Here is a 15,503-nt window from a genome sequence, read left to right as displayed (position 1 = left end):
CGGTCACGGGGTCTCCTGGGGGGTGGGGGTCGCCGAGGTGGAGGCCGAGGCCGAGGAGGACGGCGACGGCGACCCGGTGGGGGTCGGGGTGGCGGTGGGACTCGGGCCGGGCCCGGACGGGTCGGTCGGGGTGCTGCTGGGCGACCCACCGGGCGTGGGTGACGGACTGTCGCTCGCCTCGGGGGTGGGGGACTGGGACGGGATGCCCCGGTCGGACGGGCCGCCCTCCAGGGTGACCACGGCCTGGGAGGGCGGCAGGGCGATCCGGGCCCGCCACTGGTGGTCCGGGGCCCGGGACTGGTCGACCGTGACGGTGACGGTGATCCGCTGGGCGGGGGCCAGCGTGCCGGAGTCGCGGCTCAGCCGGAGCCAGTCGGCGTCCACCTCGGCGTGCCAGTGGATCGTGGTGCCACCGGAGTTGACCAGGGTGATCACCGTCCGCTCGCCGAACTCCTGCGCCTCGACGGTCAGCTGCCCCGGACCGGTCGGCAGTGGCGCGCTCGGGGCTTCCAGCCGGGGCGTGGCGTTGCCGAGCCGGGTGGCGCCGTGCCCCGGCACCGGGACGGCCGGGCCAAGGACTGACGGCAGCAACGTTTCTGCGCTCGTGGTGACCGACCCGGCCAGCTCAAGACCGTGCTCCGAGACGGTGGGCGCCGTCGGCGGCTCCTGCGCCGCTGGCGAGGTCGGCTGCGCGGGCGTCTCCACCCGCACCGAGGAGAGCGCCGCCGAGCCCGTCACGCCGTCGTCGCTGCGGTGTGCGCCCCAGAGCGCCACCACCGGCGCCGTCAGCACCGCCGCCAGCACGCCCGTGGTGACCACCCGCTGACGGACCGCCGGCCCGCCGAACCGGCTCGGCGCCCGGTGCCGGGGGAAGCCCCGCTGGTCGAACCGGAGCGCACCCTCCTCGGGACCGGCCGGCCGCCGGGACACCATCCGGGCCCGCAGCTCCTCCGGCGCGGGCAGCAACGGCAGCCCGGGCAGCGCCGCCAGGCCCCGGCCCAGCTCGCCGGAGACCCGCTCCGCCGTGCCCCGGCAGGTCGGGCAGTCCACCACGTGCCGCACCAGCTCACGGCGCAGCGCCGGCCCGAGCACCCACTCCCGCCAGCTCTCCGCCCCGGCGCCGCCCAGCTCGGCCAGCACCGGGCAACTGCCCACGCCGAGCACCAGCAGCGCGACCCGCGTCCGCCACACCTCCGCCTCGGCGGCGGCCAGCAGCTCGTCGCCCGCCGCCCGGGACAGCTCCAGCACGGCGGCCACCTCGTCCGGCCCGAGCCGGTGGCGGACCGCCAGCTCCAGCGCCTCGCGCTGCTCCGGCGGCGTCCCGGCCGCCTCCGGCCAGGCCAGCGACGCCAGCTCCCGCCGGTGCTCCGGCCCCGGGGCCACCAGGCCCTCGGCCAGCCGCCGCAGGCAGCAGTGCCGCGCCAACGAATACAGCCAGGCCCGGCGCAGCGCGGGATCGGCCAGCCGCTCGCCGTGCCGCAACGCGAGGTCACGCACCTCGCGGACCGCCGCAACGGTGGCGTCGTGCTCGCACAGGACGGAGAGACAGTACGTGAACAGCCCGTCGGCGTACTGGTCGTAGGCCGCCGCCGTGGACGTGGGGGAAGTCGTCACCCGTCCGACGCTAGGCATCCCGCCGCACCCGGGGGCCGAATCGGGCCCCTTGTACTTCTTTCGGGTAACAACACCACCCGACCGAGAACCTTTGGCAGGCGCTCGGCTTTTGGCAGGTGGTTCGGGAGAGTCAGGCGCTCGGGGCTCTGCCGAAGGCGAAGCCCGGTTGTCGGTCCCAGCCGCTACGGTGGGCCGCATGGCTGCCCGCACCAAGACCACCGCCAAGGCCCGCCCGGCGTACCGCTGCACCGAGTGCGGCAACCAGCTGCCCAAATGGGTCGGCCGCTGCCCCGAGTGCAACGCGTGGGGCACGGTGGAGGAGTACGGCGCCGTCCCGATCCGGACCACCGCCGCCGGCCCGGTCAGCACCCCCGCGAAGCCGATCGGCCAGATCGACGGCAAGGTGGCGACCGCCCGGACCACCGGTGTGCCCGAGCTCGACCGGGTGCTCGGCGGCGGCCTGGTCCCCGGCGCGGTGGTGCTGCTCGCGGGTGAGCCCGGGGTCGGCAAGTCGACCCTGTTGCTGGACGTGGCGGCCAAGGCGGCCAGCGACCAGCACCGCACGCTCTACGTGACCGGTGAGGAGTCCGCCAGCCAGGTCCGGCTGCGCGCCGACCGGATCAACGCGCTCTCCGACCACCTCTACCTGGCCGCCGAGTCCGACCTCGGTGCGGTGCTCGGCCACATCGACGCGGTCAACCCCGGCCTGCTGATCCTGGACTCGGTGCAGACCATCGCCTCCGCCGAGCTGGACGGCGCACCCGGCGGCCCGGCCCAGGTCCGCGAGGTGGCCGGGGCGCTGATCCGGGCGTCCAAGGACCGGGGGATGGCGACGCTGCTGGTCGGCCACGTGACCAAGGACGGTTCGATCGCCGGGCCCCGGTTGCTGGAGCACCTGGTCGACGTGGTGCTGAGCTTCGAGGGCGACCGGCACGCCCGGCTGCGGATCATCCGGGGCATCAAGAACCGCTACGGCGCGACCGACGAGGTCGGCTGCTTCGAGCTGCACGACGAGGGCATCATCGGCCTGGCCGACCCGTCCGGGCTGTTCCTGACCCGGCGTGACAAGCCCGTCCCCGGGACGTGCCTGACGGTGACTCTGGAGGGCCGCCGGCCGTTGGTGGCCGAGGTGCAGGCGCTGATGGTCGACTCGCAGATCCCGTCCCCGCGCCGGACCACCTCCGGCCTGGAGTCGCCTCGGATCGCGATGATCCTGGCGGTGGTGGAGCGGCACGGCGGTGTGAAGCTCGGCAAGCAGGACATCTACACCGCGACGGTCGGCGGCGTGAAGCTCACCGAGCCGTCCGCCGACCTGGCGATCGCGCTCGCGGTGGCCAGCTCCTCCTCCGACACCCCGCTGCCGAACGGCCTGGTGGCGATCGGCGAGGTCGGTCTGGCGGGCGAGGTCCGCCGGGTGACGGGTGTTCAGCGGCGGCTCGCCGAGGCGCACCGGCTGGGCTTCACGCACGCACTGGTCCCGCCGGATCCGGGCAAGGTCCCGCGCGGGATGAAGGTGGTCGAGGTGGCGGACATCGGCGAGGCGCTGCAGGCCATCCCGGGCCGCCGCAAGGCCGCCGCGAAGTCCCGTACCGAGGCCGCCGGAGGGCCGCCCGCGCCCCGTCCCGCACCGGTCGCGGCACCCGTCGTGGCCTACCCGGAAGAGCTCATGGAGGGCTGGGAACCGGTCGACTCGGACGAACTCAACTGACCCGGACCTCCCTATTGCCGAACGCCGTTAGACTTTCCCCTGTTTAATCGGCATGAAGTGCAGTAATGAGAGACAGACCGTCGGGCACCACGCCACGCGGTCCGGGTCGACCGGAGGAGTCACGTGGCAGCCAACGACCGGGCGGACAGGTCCTCCCGCGAGGAGGCCCTACTGCGGGCCTCCCTCACTGCCATCGCCCCGGGGACGGGTCTGCGCGACGGTCTGGAGCGGGTGCTCCGGGCCAACACCGGCGGGCTGATCGTGCTCGGCTTCGACAAGACGGTGGACTCCATCTCCACCGGCGGCTTCGTGCTGGACGTCGAGTTCACCGCCACCCGGTTGCGCGAACTGTGCAAGCTCGACGGCGCGGTGGTGCTGGACAAGGACATCACCAAGATCCTCCGGGCCGGGGTGCACCTGATGCCCGACTCGACCATCCCCACCGACGAGACCGGCACCCGGCACCGCACCGCCGAGCGGGTCAACCGGCAGACCGGCTTCCCGGTGGTCGCGGTCTCGCACTCGATGCGGCTGATCGCGATGTACGTGAACGGGACCAGGCGGGTGCTGGAGGACTCCACCACCGTGCTCTCCCGGGCCAACCAGGCGCTGGCCACCCTGGAGCGCTACAAGCTCCGTCTGGACGAGGTGGCCGGCACCCTCTCCGCGCTGGAGATCGAGGACCTGGTCACCGTCCGGGACGTCACCGCAGTCGCCCAGCGGCTGGAGATGGTCCGCCTGATCGCGGCCGAGATCGCGGGCTACGTGCTCGAGCTCGGCACCGACGGCCGACTGCTCTCGCTCCAGCTGGACGAGCTGATCGCGGGCGTCGAGCCCGAGCGCGAGCTGGTCGCCCGGGACTACTTCCCCGAGCGGGCCGCCAAGCGCGGCAAGACCGTTCCGGAGGTGCTCGCCGACCTGGAGGCGCTCACCCACGCCGAGCTGCTCGACCTGCAGACCGTCGCCAAGGCGTTCGGCTACCCGGGCACGCCGGAGTCGCTGGACTCGGCCGTCTCGCCGCGCGGCTACCGCCTGCTGGCGAAGGTGCCCCGGCTGCCCAACACCGTGATCGAGCGGCTGGTGGAGCACTTCGGCGGCCTGCAGAAGCTGCTGGCGGCCAGCATCGACGACCTGCAGACGGTCGAGGGCGTCGGCGAGACCCGAGCCCGCTCGGTCCGCGAGGGGCTCTCGCGGCTCGCAGAATCGTCCATCCTGGAGCGCTACGTCTGACCCTCGCTGTAAGCGCGAGCGGGGGCTCGGGCCCCGGGCCGAGCCCCCGGTCCGTACCGCCCGGGGCTGACCCGTCCTCAGCTCTCGGTGGGGTCGGCCGGCTTGAGCGCGTAGAGCAGGCTGAGCAGCGTGACGTCCACCGCGTCCGGGTCGGTGCTGTCGCCCTCGGCCGCGAGCTCGTCGAGGATGCCGCCGAGCTGGTTGCGCAGTCTGACCACCCGCTCGGGGCGCAGGCGCAGCGTGAAGTGACTGAACATCGCGGGTGAGGCGGGCTTGCCGGGCGCGGTGCTCGGCAGGTTGAGCCGGTCCGCCAGGTAGTGGTTGCGGAACTCGGTCCGGACCAGGTCGAGCGCGGCGAGCAGCGGGCCGATCGCCTCCTGCCGGTCGATGTTGCCGTCGGCGAAGACCGCGCCGGAGAGGCGCAGCGACTTCTGGGCCAGCCGGTAGCGGCTCTCGGTGATGCCCGACACCACCCTGGTGCCCGCCACCTTGATCAGCGCGGTCTGCTCGAGCTGTTTGACGTGCCGGTAGAGCTTGGTCGGCGGCTCGTCGAGCGCGGTGGCGATCTCCTTGACCGTCAGCGGCTTCGGATCGCGTTGCGTCAGCAGACCGATGATCGCCAGGCGCACGGGGTCGGCGAGGGCCTTCAGCGTTGCCAGGTCGCCGACTTCACGCTCGTTCAGTTGCTCATCCACCGGTTCATTAACCCATGAACGTCAACGCTTGCGCCAATGCTCACCCTTCTGCAACCATTCACGCAGATGTGAATGGTTGCAGAAGGGTGACCGTCCACGCTCGGGTGAACGGGGTGGGGCATGACCGCGCAGCTGCAGGACAGGGATCGCGAGCACGGCGACGAGGCACCGGCGCCGACGGTCGCAGCCCAGGCGCGGGTGGAGGCGCAGGCGCAGACCGGGGCACAGGCACCGGCCCCCGAGCCTCGGGCCGTCCCGCTGCACCGCAACTGGCGCTACCAGGCGCTGTGGAGCGGAGCCGCCGCCTCGATGCTCGGCACCATGCTCGCCGACACCGCCTACCCGCTCCTCCTGCTGGCGATGACCGGTTCCCCGTTCCTCGCCGGAGCGTTCGGTGCGGTCCAGTTCACCGCCTCACTGCTGTTCGGCCTGCACGGCGGCGCCCTCGCCGACCGCCTCGACCGCCGGCGGATCCTGATCGTCGCCGACACCGTCCGGGTGCTGGCCGCCCTCTCCGTCCCGGCCGCCCTCTGGCTGGACCGTTTCACCGTCTGGCACGCCCTGCTGGTGGCCGCCGTGATCGGCGCGACCATCGCCTACGCGGGCCCGGTCCGCACCCTGGCGGTCCGTTCACTGGTGCCGCCCGCGCAGCTGCGGCAGGCGCTCACCCAGGACGAGGTCCGGGCCAACGGTGCGGCGCTGCTCGGCCCGCCGCTGGCCGGGCTGCTGCTCGGCCTGGGCCGGACGGTCCCGTTCCTCGGCGCCGCCCTCGCCTCGCTCTACTCGCTCGCGACCGCCTGCCTGGTCCGCTTCGACGGCCGCCCGGCCGGGCCGAGTGCCGACCGGGCTACCGCGGGCCGCCCGGCCGACAGCGCGCTGGCGGGCCTCCGGGTGCTCTGGGCCGACCCGCTGATGCGGGCCGTGGTCGGTGTGGTCGGCGTGATCAACCTGATCGGTGCCGCGACCCTGCTGCCGCTGATGGTCCTGCTCCGGGACGGCGGTACCTCGACCACCGGCACCGGCCTGGTGCTGGCCGGCGAGGCGGTCGGCGGACTGCTCGGCGCCCTGCTGGTCCGCCCGCTGCACCGTCACCTGCGCCCCGGGCGCCTGTTGCTGGGCGTCGCCTGGTCCACCGTCCCGCTGCTACTGGCCCCCGCCCTGGTCGGTGACCCGGTCGAGCTCTTCCTGCTGCTCCTGGTGGTGTCGCTCGGGGTGCCCGCGCTGCGGGTGATGGTGGACCTGCTGATCTTCCAGCAGGTCCCCGACGCCCTGCGGGGCCGGGTGATCGCCGCGACCATGACGCTCTTCATGCTCGGCATGCCGCTGGGCGGCTTCGCCAGCGGACTGCTGCTCGACCACCTCCGGCCGGTCGCCGTGCTCCAGCTGCTGACCGCCCTGCTCGCCGTCGCCCTGCTCCCCGCCACCCTCAACCGCGCGCTGCGCCACGCGGCCTGGCCCACCCGGACCGCTCAGACCGACGCCCGGTAACGCCCGGCCCGGCCGGAACCGGGCGGGACGGAGAGGGTGGCCGGGGAGGTCAGTCCTCCAGGCGGATCGAGGTGCGGGCCGAGACCGGGCCCCCGGCCGGGCCGTTGAGGGTGGCCTGGACCAGGTAGCGGCCGATCGGCGCCGGAGCGGCGTCCGGGGTGGCGCACTGGGGCTTGCTGCGGCCGCGCTCCCAGGTGAAGGTCTCGGTCAGGCCGCTGCCCGCGCCGAGCTGGACCCAGGTGTCCTGACGGTCCGTCGGGCAGTCGCCGGAGGACCAGACCCGCTCGTTGGACTCGGCCAGTGTGACCACCACGCTGGAGGCGGTCCGGCCGAGGTTGACCCGGCAGGTGCCGGTCGAGGTGTTCCGGACGGTGAGCGAGAGCCGGGGCTTGTCCTTCGCCTTGTAGGCGTCCTGACTGCCCGCCAGCTCCAGCGAGACCTGGGAGGCGGTGCAGACCGGGAGGGCCATCACCTCGGCGGTGTTCACCGGCGGGGGAGTGCTCCCGCCGCCGGTGGTGCCGCCCGCGCCGCCCGTGCCGGCAGTACCGCCCGTGCCGGCAGTACCGGCGGTGCCACCGCCGGAGGTGCCCGCGCCGCCCGTGGCCGCGGTGCCGCTGCCCGTGCCGCCGTTGGTGAGACTGACCTCGCCGCCGCCCGAGCCCGAGACCCCGCCGGTGGCGGTCGAGCCGCCGGTGCCGCCGGGGCGGGTGGTGATGGCCGGCCCGGTGGGGTCGGCACCGGGGGTGATCGACTGGGCCGGGGCCGGCTGGGCCGCCTTGCCCTGGCCCGGTTTCCCGCCGCCGCCGGAGCCCGTGACCAGCCAGAGGACCAGCGCGAGGAGGGCTGCCACGGCCACGAGCACGACGACGCGCCGTCGCCAGTAGATCGAGGCCGGCAGCGGTCCCACGGGTTGACGCAGAGAAGGCACGCGCAAACTCTACGAGACCCGGCGTACCCGATGGTGCATCAACACCGCTGCTGCGCCGGTTCCTTCACATCATCCGTGTTTTGCTCCGGACGGGGGAGCGGGACGAGCGCCGCTGCGAGCCGTTCCTCGGTGGACGAAGTCGTCGGTCACACTGTGGGCCGATCCTCCGCAGATCGCCCGTCGCGGCCTCCCGGAGGGGCGTCCGGGGCGGCCCCGTTCCCCCGGGCGGAGCAGGGCGGCCCGCATGGCAGGATGGACGCGCCATGGCTGCCACCCCCGTGATCCCCGCCCCGCTGCTGCACTCGACCGTGCTCGACTGGTACGAGGCCAACGCCCGCGACCTCCCCTGGCGCACCCCGGAGGCGTCGCCCTGGGCCGTGATGGTCAGTGAGTTCATGCTCCAGCAGACCCCGGTGAAGCGGGTGCTGCCCGCCTACGCCGCCTGGCTGGAGCGCTGGCCGACCCCGGCCGACCTGGCCGCGGACGCGCCGGGCGAAGCGGTCCGGATGTGGGGCAGGCTCGGTTATCCGCGTCGGGCGCTGCGGCTGCACGCCGCCGCCGTCGCGATCACCCGGGAACACGACGGCCGGGTCCCCGACGACCACGCCGCGCTGCTCGCGCTGCCGGGCGTCGGCGAGTACACCGCCGCGGCGGTCGCCTCGTTCGCCTTCCGGCAGCGCCATGTGGTGCTGGACACCAACGTCCGCCGGGTGTTCGCCCGCGCGGTCGAGGGCGTGGAGTACCCGGCGCAGGCCACCACCGCCGCCGAGCGCCGCACCGCGACCGGCCTGCTGCCCGCCGACACCGGCACCGCCGCCGCCTGGGCGGTCGGCGTGATGGAGCTCGGCGCGCTGGTCTGCACCGCCCGCAGCCCCGACTGCGGCGGCTGCCCGCTGCGCCGGCACTGCGCCTGGCAGGCGGCCGGCTGCCCGCCGTACCAGGGCCCGCCGCGCCGGGGGCAGACGTACGAGGGAACGGACCGTCAGGTCCGGGGCAAGCTGCTCGCCGTCCTGCGGGAGGCGCACGGCGAGGTCCCGCAGGCCCGGCTGGACGTGGTCTGGCCGGACCAGGTCCAGCGGGCCAGGGCGCTGGACGGCCTGGTCGCGGACGGGCTGGTCGAGCCGGTCGCCCAGGGCGTGTACCGGCTCCCGCAGTAGGCCGGGGAACGACGGATGCCCGGGCCGCCCCTCCGTGGGGTGGCCCGGGCATCCGTCGTACGGTCAGACCGCAGCGGCCTCGAGCGACTTCTCGGCGGGCGCGTCACCCGCGCCGCGCAGCGGGGTCTCCCGCATGAACAGCGCGGCGGCCACGGCGACCAGGCTGATCACCGCACCCCACAGGAAGACGGTGTGCATGCCGTTGGAGACGGCGTGGTGGTACGCGTCCTGGAACTTCGCCGGCAGGGCGCGCAGCGCGTCCGGACCCAGCTGGCCGTGGCCGCCGGGAACCTGCGCACCGGAGGCGGCCATGGTCGAGGTGACCTGGTTGTTGAACAGGGCGCCGAACAGCGCGACACCGAACGAGCCGCCGATGGTGCGGAACAGGGTGGCGGTGGAGCTGGCCACGCCCATGTCCTTGAGCTCGACGCTGTTCTGTGCGACCAGCATGGTGATCTGCATCAGGAAGCCCATGCCGGCCCCGAGCACTACCATGTAGCAGGCCGAGGTGAACTGGCTGGTGTCGGTGCCCAGGGTGGAGAGCAGCAGCGAGCCGCCGGCCATCACGGCGGTGCCGATGATCGGGAAGACCCGGTACTTGCCGGTCTTGGTGACGATCCCGCCGACCACCAGCGAGACGACCAGCATGCCGAACATCATCGGCATCAGCAGCAGCCCGGAGTTGGTCGCCGAGGCGCCCTGCACGGTCTGCTGGTAGAGCGGCAGGAAGGTGACGGCGCCGAACATCGCGAAACCGACGATGAAGCCGATCACCGACACCAGCGCGAAGTTGCGGTTGCGGAACAGGCCGAGCGGCAGCATCGGCTCCTCGGCCCGCTGCTCGACGTAGCAGAAGCCGATCAGCGAGGCGACGGCGAGCGCGCTCAGGCCGAGGATCTGCTTGGAGCCCCAGGCGTACTCCTGGCCGCCCCAGGTGGTGATCAGGACCAGCGAGGTGATGCCGACGGTCAGCAGGATCGCACCGAGGTAGTCGATCTTCGCGGTGGAGCGGACCTTGGGCAGCTTGAGCGTCACCACGATGAAGGCGAGCGCGACGATGCCGAGCGGCAGGTTGATGTAGAAGGTCCAGTGCCAGCTCAGGTGGTCGGTGATGAAGCCGCCGACCAGCGGGCCGCCGATGGTGGCCAGCGCCATCACGGCCGCGAACATGCCCTGGTACTTGCCGCGGTCACGCGGCGGCACCAGCGCGCCCATGATCGACATCACGCCGACCATCAGGCCGCCCGCGCCCAGACCCTGGACCGCGCGGAACGCGATCAGCTGGGTCATGGTCTGCGAGAGCCCGGAGAGCGCCGAGCCGAGCAGGAAGATCCCGATCGAGATCAGGAAGGTGCCCTTGCGGCCGTACAGGTCGCCGAGCTTGCCCCAGATCGGGGTGGAGGCGGCGGTGGCCAGGGTGTACGAGGTGACCACCCAGGAGAGGTGCTCGGCGCCGCCGAGGTCTCCGACGATGGTGGGCATCGCGGTGCCCACGATCAGGTTGTCCAGCATCGCCAGGAGCATGGCGACCACCAGACCGATCATCACCAGCCGGATCTCGCGCGGGGTGCGCGGCGTCGGATCGGCTTCCGGCACCTCGGCCGCCGCCGAGGTGTCGACCTGCTGTTTCGGCATGCTTCTGTCTCCCGCTGCGGCGCCCGGCGGCTAACTTACTTGCCGACCGGCTAGTGAATGGACCAGTGGCACGGTAAGTTGTCCGTATGCTGGGCGTCAAGCCGAATACTCGCGTACGAGCCCGGCCGCAGGGAGAATGCGAGTCCGGAGGCCCGGGACACCGTAGTCTCCGCCCCGATCGCAGTCCTGAGGCAGGCCGCCAACCCATGAGCACCACGCAGAGCCCCCGTACCGACACCAGGGCACGGATCATCGACGTGGCGCTGGAGCTGTTCGCCGAACAGGGCTACGAGAAGACCTCGTTGCGTGAGATCGCCGACCGGCTCGGGGTCACCAAGGCCGCGCTGTACTACCACTTCAAGACCAAGGACGACATCGTCCACGGCATCGTGGAGAGCATGGCCGCACCCATCGACCAGGCGATCGCCTGGGGCGAGGGCCGGGCCTGGTCGCCGGAGCTGCGGGACGAATTGGTCCGGCGGTTCGCCGCCGGGATGGCCGAGCGGGCGCCGCTGCTGCGGTTCTTCCACGAGAACCAGCCCGCGCTGCGGGACTCGCCGGCGGGGCTGCAGTTCAAGGCCCGGATGTTCGCGATGATCCGGCTGGTGCACGGTCCGGACGCGAGCTTCCAGAACCGGCTGCGCGCCGCGATGTCGCTCTTCTCGATCAACACCGCGCTCTTCCTGCTCAAGCAGGACCAGGCCGAGGAGGCCGACCACCCCTGCGGCGGCGGCCACGCCACCCTCGCCGACGCGACCGACGCGGCCCTGGAGGTCGCCCTCGAGATCGCCGGCCTGATCGACCCCTCCTGACCTTTTGGCAGGTTGCTCAGCCCGCTACGGCGCCGGGGGCTCGGGGCTCTGCTGATGTGCGGCTCCGCCGCGTGGGCGCACGTGGTGCACCGCCAGGGGCTCGGGGAACTGCGACGCTGGCCTCGGAACAGGTGATCCGTTCAGGGGCGGTCAGGCACTTTCGCAGTGACCCCGGCGCCAGATCTCCTCGCCCACGCGGCGGAGCCGCAGATCGGCAGTTCCCCGAGCCCCTGACCGTAGATGCTCGAACGCCTGCCTACGGCGCAGCCCCGAGCCCCTGACCGTGGAAGCGTCAGAAGTCGGTGACGCCCCGGGCTGCGAGGAAGGCGATCGGGTCGATCACGGCGCCGTACTTGTTGGCGCTGCGGATCTCGAAGTGCAGGTGCGGGCCGGTGGAGTTGCCGGTGGTGCCGGCCTTGCCGACCTGCTGACCCGGCGTCACGGTCTGGCCGGCGTGCACCGAGAGCGAGGACAGGTGCGCGTACTCCGCGAAGTGCCCGTCGGAGAGCCGCAGGACGACCTCGTTGCCGTACGCGCCGTCGTACCCGGCCGAGACCACGGTGGCGTCGCCGACCGCGAGCAGCGGGGTGCCGACGGAGACCGCGAAGTCCACACCGGTGTGGTAGCCCGCCGCGTACGAGGGGTTCTTCTTGCCGTACGGGTTGCTGATCGGCTCGCCGGGCGTCGGGGCGGACCACGCCGGGGCGGCGGGCACCGGCGCGGGGGCCTGGGTGGGCGCGGGCGCGGGCGCCGGCGCGGGAGGCGTTTCCGGGGCGGGCGCGGGGGCCAGGCTGTCGGCGACGGTCACCGCGTCCTGGGAGGAGGCGGAGCCGGGCAGCCGGTACGGGCTGGGCTCGGCGACCTGCACCAGCGCGGCCTGCTGTGCACCGGCGGGGGCGGCGGAGTCGTAGGCGGCGGAGGTGAAGGCCGAGCTGCCCGGGGTGGTCGGCAGCACGGTCTGCGCGGCGGCGGTCGCGGGCAGCAGCAGGGCGCCGCCGGCCAGCGTCAGGGCGCCGCTCCAGGCCACTACCGTCCGGCGTTCCCGCACCCAGGCGGTGACGCTGTGAAGGGAAGACATCGGGTGACGACACCTCGTGGTTCGGGAACAGGGGACCAGTCAGATGTAAACGGTCGGCCCGGGTGCCCCAAAATGGTGTGACGTACGACGACGCGTAGTCGACCCGCGCCCGGCCCGGCCGGTCGACCCCGGAAACGATCTTCCGATCGACCCGTCCAACCGGGCGAACCGGGCATTTCGCTGCACGAGCCGGCAGCTACTACCCGGCCTCGTACCAGCCGCCGGCGGTGTGACGAGCCCCACCGGAGGGCCTGGTCTACCCGCCCCCGCCGAGCGGCAATCGTGAGCCAGGCCACAGTTTCGCGGACACCCCTAACCGCGACGGTTCCGCTGTCCAGTTCGTGCGCCTCCGTGCCAGGCTGATCAGGATCGGCCGTACGCCCAGCTCCGAGGCACCCGTCCCCCCGACCGGAGGAACTCCGATGGCGGCACCACAACTCAAGCCCGGCACGTCCTGGACCGAGACCTACGCCCGCTGCGTCCGGGCCGCGCCCGAGGCGTTCACCCCCGACCGGCTGCTCAACCTGGTCCGGGGCGAGTGGCGCGCCGTCGGGACGCCGGGCGAGCACACCACGCCGCTGGACGGCACCGCGATCCCGGGTCCGCCCCGGATCGGTGTCGAGGAGGCCGAGGCCGCCGTCGCCTTCGCGATCGAGCAGCACGCGGTCTGGTCCCGGGTGCCGCTGGACGAGCGGAAGGCCCGGGTGGCCGCCGCCGTCGAGGGCCTGGCCGAGCAGCGCGACCTGCTGGCCCTGCTGCTGGTCTGGGAGATCGGCAAGCCCTGGCGACTGGCCTGTGCGGACGTGGACCGGGCGCTGGACGGGGTGCGCTGGTACCTGGAGGAGATCGACCGCCAGCTGGCCGGCCGCACCCCGCTGCCGGGGCCGGTCTCGAACATCGCCAGCTGGAACTACCCGATGAGCGTGCAGGTGCACGCCGAGCTGGTGCAGCTGCTGGCGGGCAACGCGGTGGTGGCCAAAACCCCCTCCCAGGGTGGTTTCCACTGCCTCACCCTCGCGCACACGGTGATGCACCGGGCCGGGCTGCCGGTCACCCTGCTCTCCGGCCAGGGCGGGCAGATCGGCGACGCGCTGATCCGCTCGGCCGGTCTGGGCGCGCTGGCCTTCGTCGGCGGCCGGGCCAACGGCCGCAAGGCCGCCACCACGCTGGCCGACCTGAACCGGCGGCACTTCCTGGAGCAGGAGGGCCTGAACACCTGGGGCGTCTGGGACTACAGCGACTGGCCGGCCCTCGGCGCGCACCTGAAGAAGGGCTTCGAGTACGCCAAGCAGCGCTGCACCGCCTACCCGCGCTACGTGGTCCAGCGCTCGCTGTTCCCGGCCTTCCTGGACACCTACCTGGGCGTGCTGGACGAGCTGCGGTTCGGCCACCCGCTGGCCGTCGCCGCTCCGGGCGACCCGCTCCCCGACCTCGACTTCGGCCCGGTCATCCACGCCGCCAAGGCGGCCGAGCTGCGGGCCCACTTCGACGCCGCGGTGGCGGCCAGGGCGGTCCCGCTGCGCCGCGGCAGCCTGGCGGACGGCCTGTTCCTGCCCGGCCAGTCGCTGGACGCCTACCTGGCCCCGGCGGCGGTGCTGGACCCGCCCGCCAGCTGGGCGCTGCAGCACTCGGAGCCGTTCGGCCCGCTGGACTCGATCGCGCTGGTCGACACCGAGGCCGAACTGCTGGCCGCGATGAACGCGGGCAACGGCTCGCTGGTCGCCTCGCTGGCCACCGACGACCCGGCCTTCGCCGACCGGGTCGGGCCCGACCTGCTGGCCTTCAAGGTCGGCATCAACAAGCCGCGCAGCCGGGGCGACCGGGACGAGGTGTTCGGCGGGCTCGGCGCGTCCTGGAAGGGTGCCTTCGTCGGCGGGGACCTGCTGGTCCAGGCCGTGACGTACGGGAAGGACGGGGCGGACGAGAAGCTGTACGGCAACTTCCCCTCGTACTCGCTCTACCCGCCGCGCTAACCCGCTGGAGGGCGCGCCCGCGGTGAGGCAGGATCGTTCGCATGACCGAATCTGAGCTCACCACCCGCGAGCGACGCTTCAACGCCTTCCACCGCTGCGGCCGGCTGCTCTCGGGCAGCCGGCCGCAGTCGGTCCGGGACCGGCTGGCCACCCTGACCGCCGACGCGGAGATCGCCGGGTACGACCTGGACCGGGCGCAGGACCTCTACGGGGACGGCGTGATCCGGGCGCTGGAGGAGCAGGTCGCCGATCTGCTCGGCAAGCCGGACGCCGCCTTCTTCCCGACCGGCACGATGGCCCAGCAGGTCGCGCTCAGACACTGGGCCGACCGCAGCGGCAGCCGCACGGTGGCGATGCACCCGCTGTCGCACCCCGAGCAGTGGGAGCGCCGGGCCTACCAGCGCCTCGGCGGCCTCTCCTCGGTCTGGCCGACCGAGCAGCCCCGGGTGCCCACCCCGGACGAACTCCGGGACTGCGAGGAGAAGTTCGGCACCCTGATGCTCGAACTCCCGCTCCGCGACGCCGGGTTCGTGCTGCCCAGCTGGGACGAACTGGTCGCGGCGGTCGGCGCGGTGGAGGGCGTGCACGTCCATCTGGACGGGGCCCGGATCTGGGAGTCGGTCTACCACCTGGGCCACTCGCTGCCGGAGATCGCCGCCCTGGGCGACTCGATCTACGTCTCCTTCTACAAGACCCTGGAGGGCATCAGCGGCGCCGCGCTGGCCGGTTCGGCCGAGTTTGTCCGGGAGGCCAAGGTCTGGCGGCACCGGTACGGCGGCTCGCTCTACCAGCAGTGGCCGGTGGCGCTCAGCGCGCTGGCCGGCCTGGAGCGGGTGCTGCCCGAGCTGGAGTCGTACGTCGCGCACGCCAAGGTGCTGGCCGACACCCTGCGCAAGGTGCCCGGCGCCCGGGTGAACCCGGAGGTGCCGCACACCCACCAGTTCCAGCTCTGGTTGCCGTACGGGGCCGAGCAGTTGACCGAGGCGACGCTCCGGCTGGCCGAGGAGCAGGGCGTCGGCCTGTTCGGCTGGTGGGACGAGCCCGGGCCGGTGCCGGGCCACTCGATGACCGAGGTGACGGTCGCGGCCGCGGCGATGGAGTGGACCCCGGAGGAGCTCGAGGAGGCGATGGCGGCCTTCCTGGAACTGCTCCGCTGACCCGTCGCACGGACGCACTTCGGCCCCG

Annotated in this window: 12 protein-coding genes; 7 read left to right on the top strand and 5 right to left on the bottom strand. The window is 73.2% G+C overall.

The window, feature by feature from the left end; all coding sequences use genetic code 11:
- Positions 1–3: 3 nt before the first annotated feature.
- Positions 4–1,614, bottom strand: coding sequence for a BACON domain-containing protein (locus OHV05_RS14395; protein ID WP_405017995.1), 1,611 nt, complete (start codon positions 1,612–1,614; stop codon positions 4–6).
- Positions 1,615–1,810: 196 nt separating this feature from the next.
- Here OHV05_RS14395 and radA point away from each other — a divergent pair, with 196 nt between their 5' ends.
- Together radA and disA are read left to right on the top strand one after the other, a co-directional pair.
- Complete coding sequence (radA, locus tag OHV05_RS14390; protein ID WP_405017994.1) at positions 1,811–3,322, top strand: DNA repair protein RadA; 1,512 nt, start codon at positions 1,811–1,813, stop codon at positions 3,320–3,322.
- Positions 3,323–3,445: 123 nt separating this feature from the next.
- Positions 3,446–4,552, top strand: a complete 1,107-nt coding sequence (disA, locus tag OHV05_RS14385) for a DNA integrity scanning diadenylate cyclase DisA (RefSeq protein WP_405017993.1) — start codon at positions 3,446–3,448, stop codon at positions 4,550–4,552.
- A 77-nt stretch (positions 4,553–4,629) separates the two neighbouring features.
- Here the strand turns inward: disA and OHV05_RS14380 are convergent, their stop codons facing one another.
- Positions 4,630–5,247, bottom strand: a complete 618-nt coding sequence (locus OHV05_RS14380) for an ArsR/SmtB family transcription factor (RefSeq protein WP_405017992.1) — start codon at positions 5,245–5,247, stop codon at positions 4,630–4,632.
- 120 nt (positions 5,248–5,367) lie between these two features.
- On the opposite strand from OHV05_RS14380, the gene OHV05_RS14375 reads away from it, so the two are divergent.
- Complete coding sequence (locus tag OHV05_RS14375) at positions 5,368–6,735, top strand: MFS transporter (protein WP_405017991.1); 1,368 nt, start codon at positions 5,368–5,370, stop codon at positions 6,733–6,735.
- Positions 6,736–6,784: 49 nt separating this feature from the next.
- Here the strand turns inward: OHV05_RS14375 and OHV05_RS14370 are convergent, their stop codons facing one another.
- Entirely contained in the window at positions 6,785–7,663 is an 879-nt protein-coding gene (locus OHV05_RS14370; protein ID WP_405017990.1) for a hypothetical protein, read from the bottom strand.
- Positions 7,664–7,926: 263 nt separating this feature from the next.
- Here OHV05_RS14370 and OHV05_RS14365 point away from each other — a divergent pair, with 263 nt between their 5' ends.
- Positions 7,927–8,820 (top strand): A/G-specific adenine glycosylase, encoded by an 894-nt coding sequence (locus tag OHV05_RS14365; protein ID WP_405017989.1) that lies wholly within the window; start codon positions 7,927–7,929, stop codon positions 8,818–8,820.
- 63 nt (positions 8,821–8,883) lie between these two features.
- Here the strand turns inward: OHV05_RS14365 and OHV05_RS14360 are convergent, their stop codons facing one another.
- Positions 8,884–10,455: an MDR family MFS transporter gene (locus OHV05_RS14360; RefSeq protein WP_405017988.1), complete on the bottom strand. Its 1,572-nt coding sequence runs from the start codon at positions 10,453–10,455 to the stop codon at positions 8,884–8,886.
- Between the two features lie 206 nt (positions 10,456–10,661).
- On the opposite strand from OHV05_RS14360, the gene OHV05_RS14355 reads away from it, so the two are divergent.
- Entirely contained in the window at positions 10,662–11,267 is a 606-nt protein-coding gene (locus OHV05_RS14355) for a TetR/AcrR family transcriptional regulator (protein ID WP_405017987.1), read from the top strand.
- A gap of 292 nt (positions 11,268–11,559) precedes the next feature.
- Here OHV05_RS14355 and OHV05_RS14350 read toward each other — a convergent pair whose 3' ends face one another.
- On the bottom strand, positions 11,560–12,345 hold the full coding sequence (locus OHV05_RS14350; protein WP_405017986.1) for a M23 family metallopeptidase: 786 nt from the start codon (positions 12,343–12,345) through the stop codon (positions 11,560–11,562).
- 422 nt (positions 12,346–12,767) lie between these two features.
- Here OHV05_RS14350 and OHV05_RS14345 point away from each other — a divergent pair, with 422 nt between their 5' ends.
- Positions 12,768–14,318 carry an aldehyde dehydrogenase family protein gene (locus tag OHV05_RS14345; RefSeq protein WP_405017985.1) on the top strand — a complete coding sequence of 517 codons (1,551 nt, stop codon included), beginning with the start codon at positions 12,768–12,770 and terminating at the stop codon, positions 14,316–14,318.
- Positions 14,319–14,359: 41 nt separating this feature from the next.
- Positions 14,360–15,475: a threonine aldolase family protein gene (locus OHV05_RS14340; RefSeq protein WP_403040976.1), complete on the top strand. Its 1,116-nt coding sequence runs from the start codon at positions 14,360–14,362 to the stop codon at positions 15,473–15,475.
- The last annotated feature ends 28 nt before the right edge of the window (positions 15,476–15,503 follow it).

Source organism: Kitasatospora sp. NBC_00070 (assembly GCF_045041205.1).
Lineage (GTDB): Bacteria > Actinomycetota > Actinomycetes > Streptomycetales > Streptomycetaceae > Kitasatospora.
This window is presented reverse-complemented; position numbering and strand designations above follow the sequence as displayed.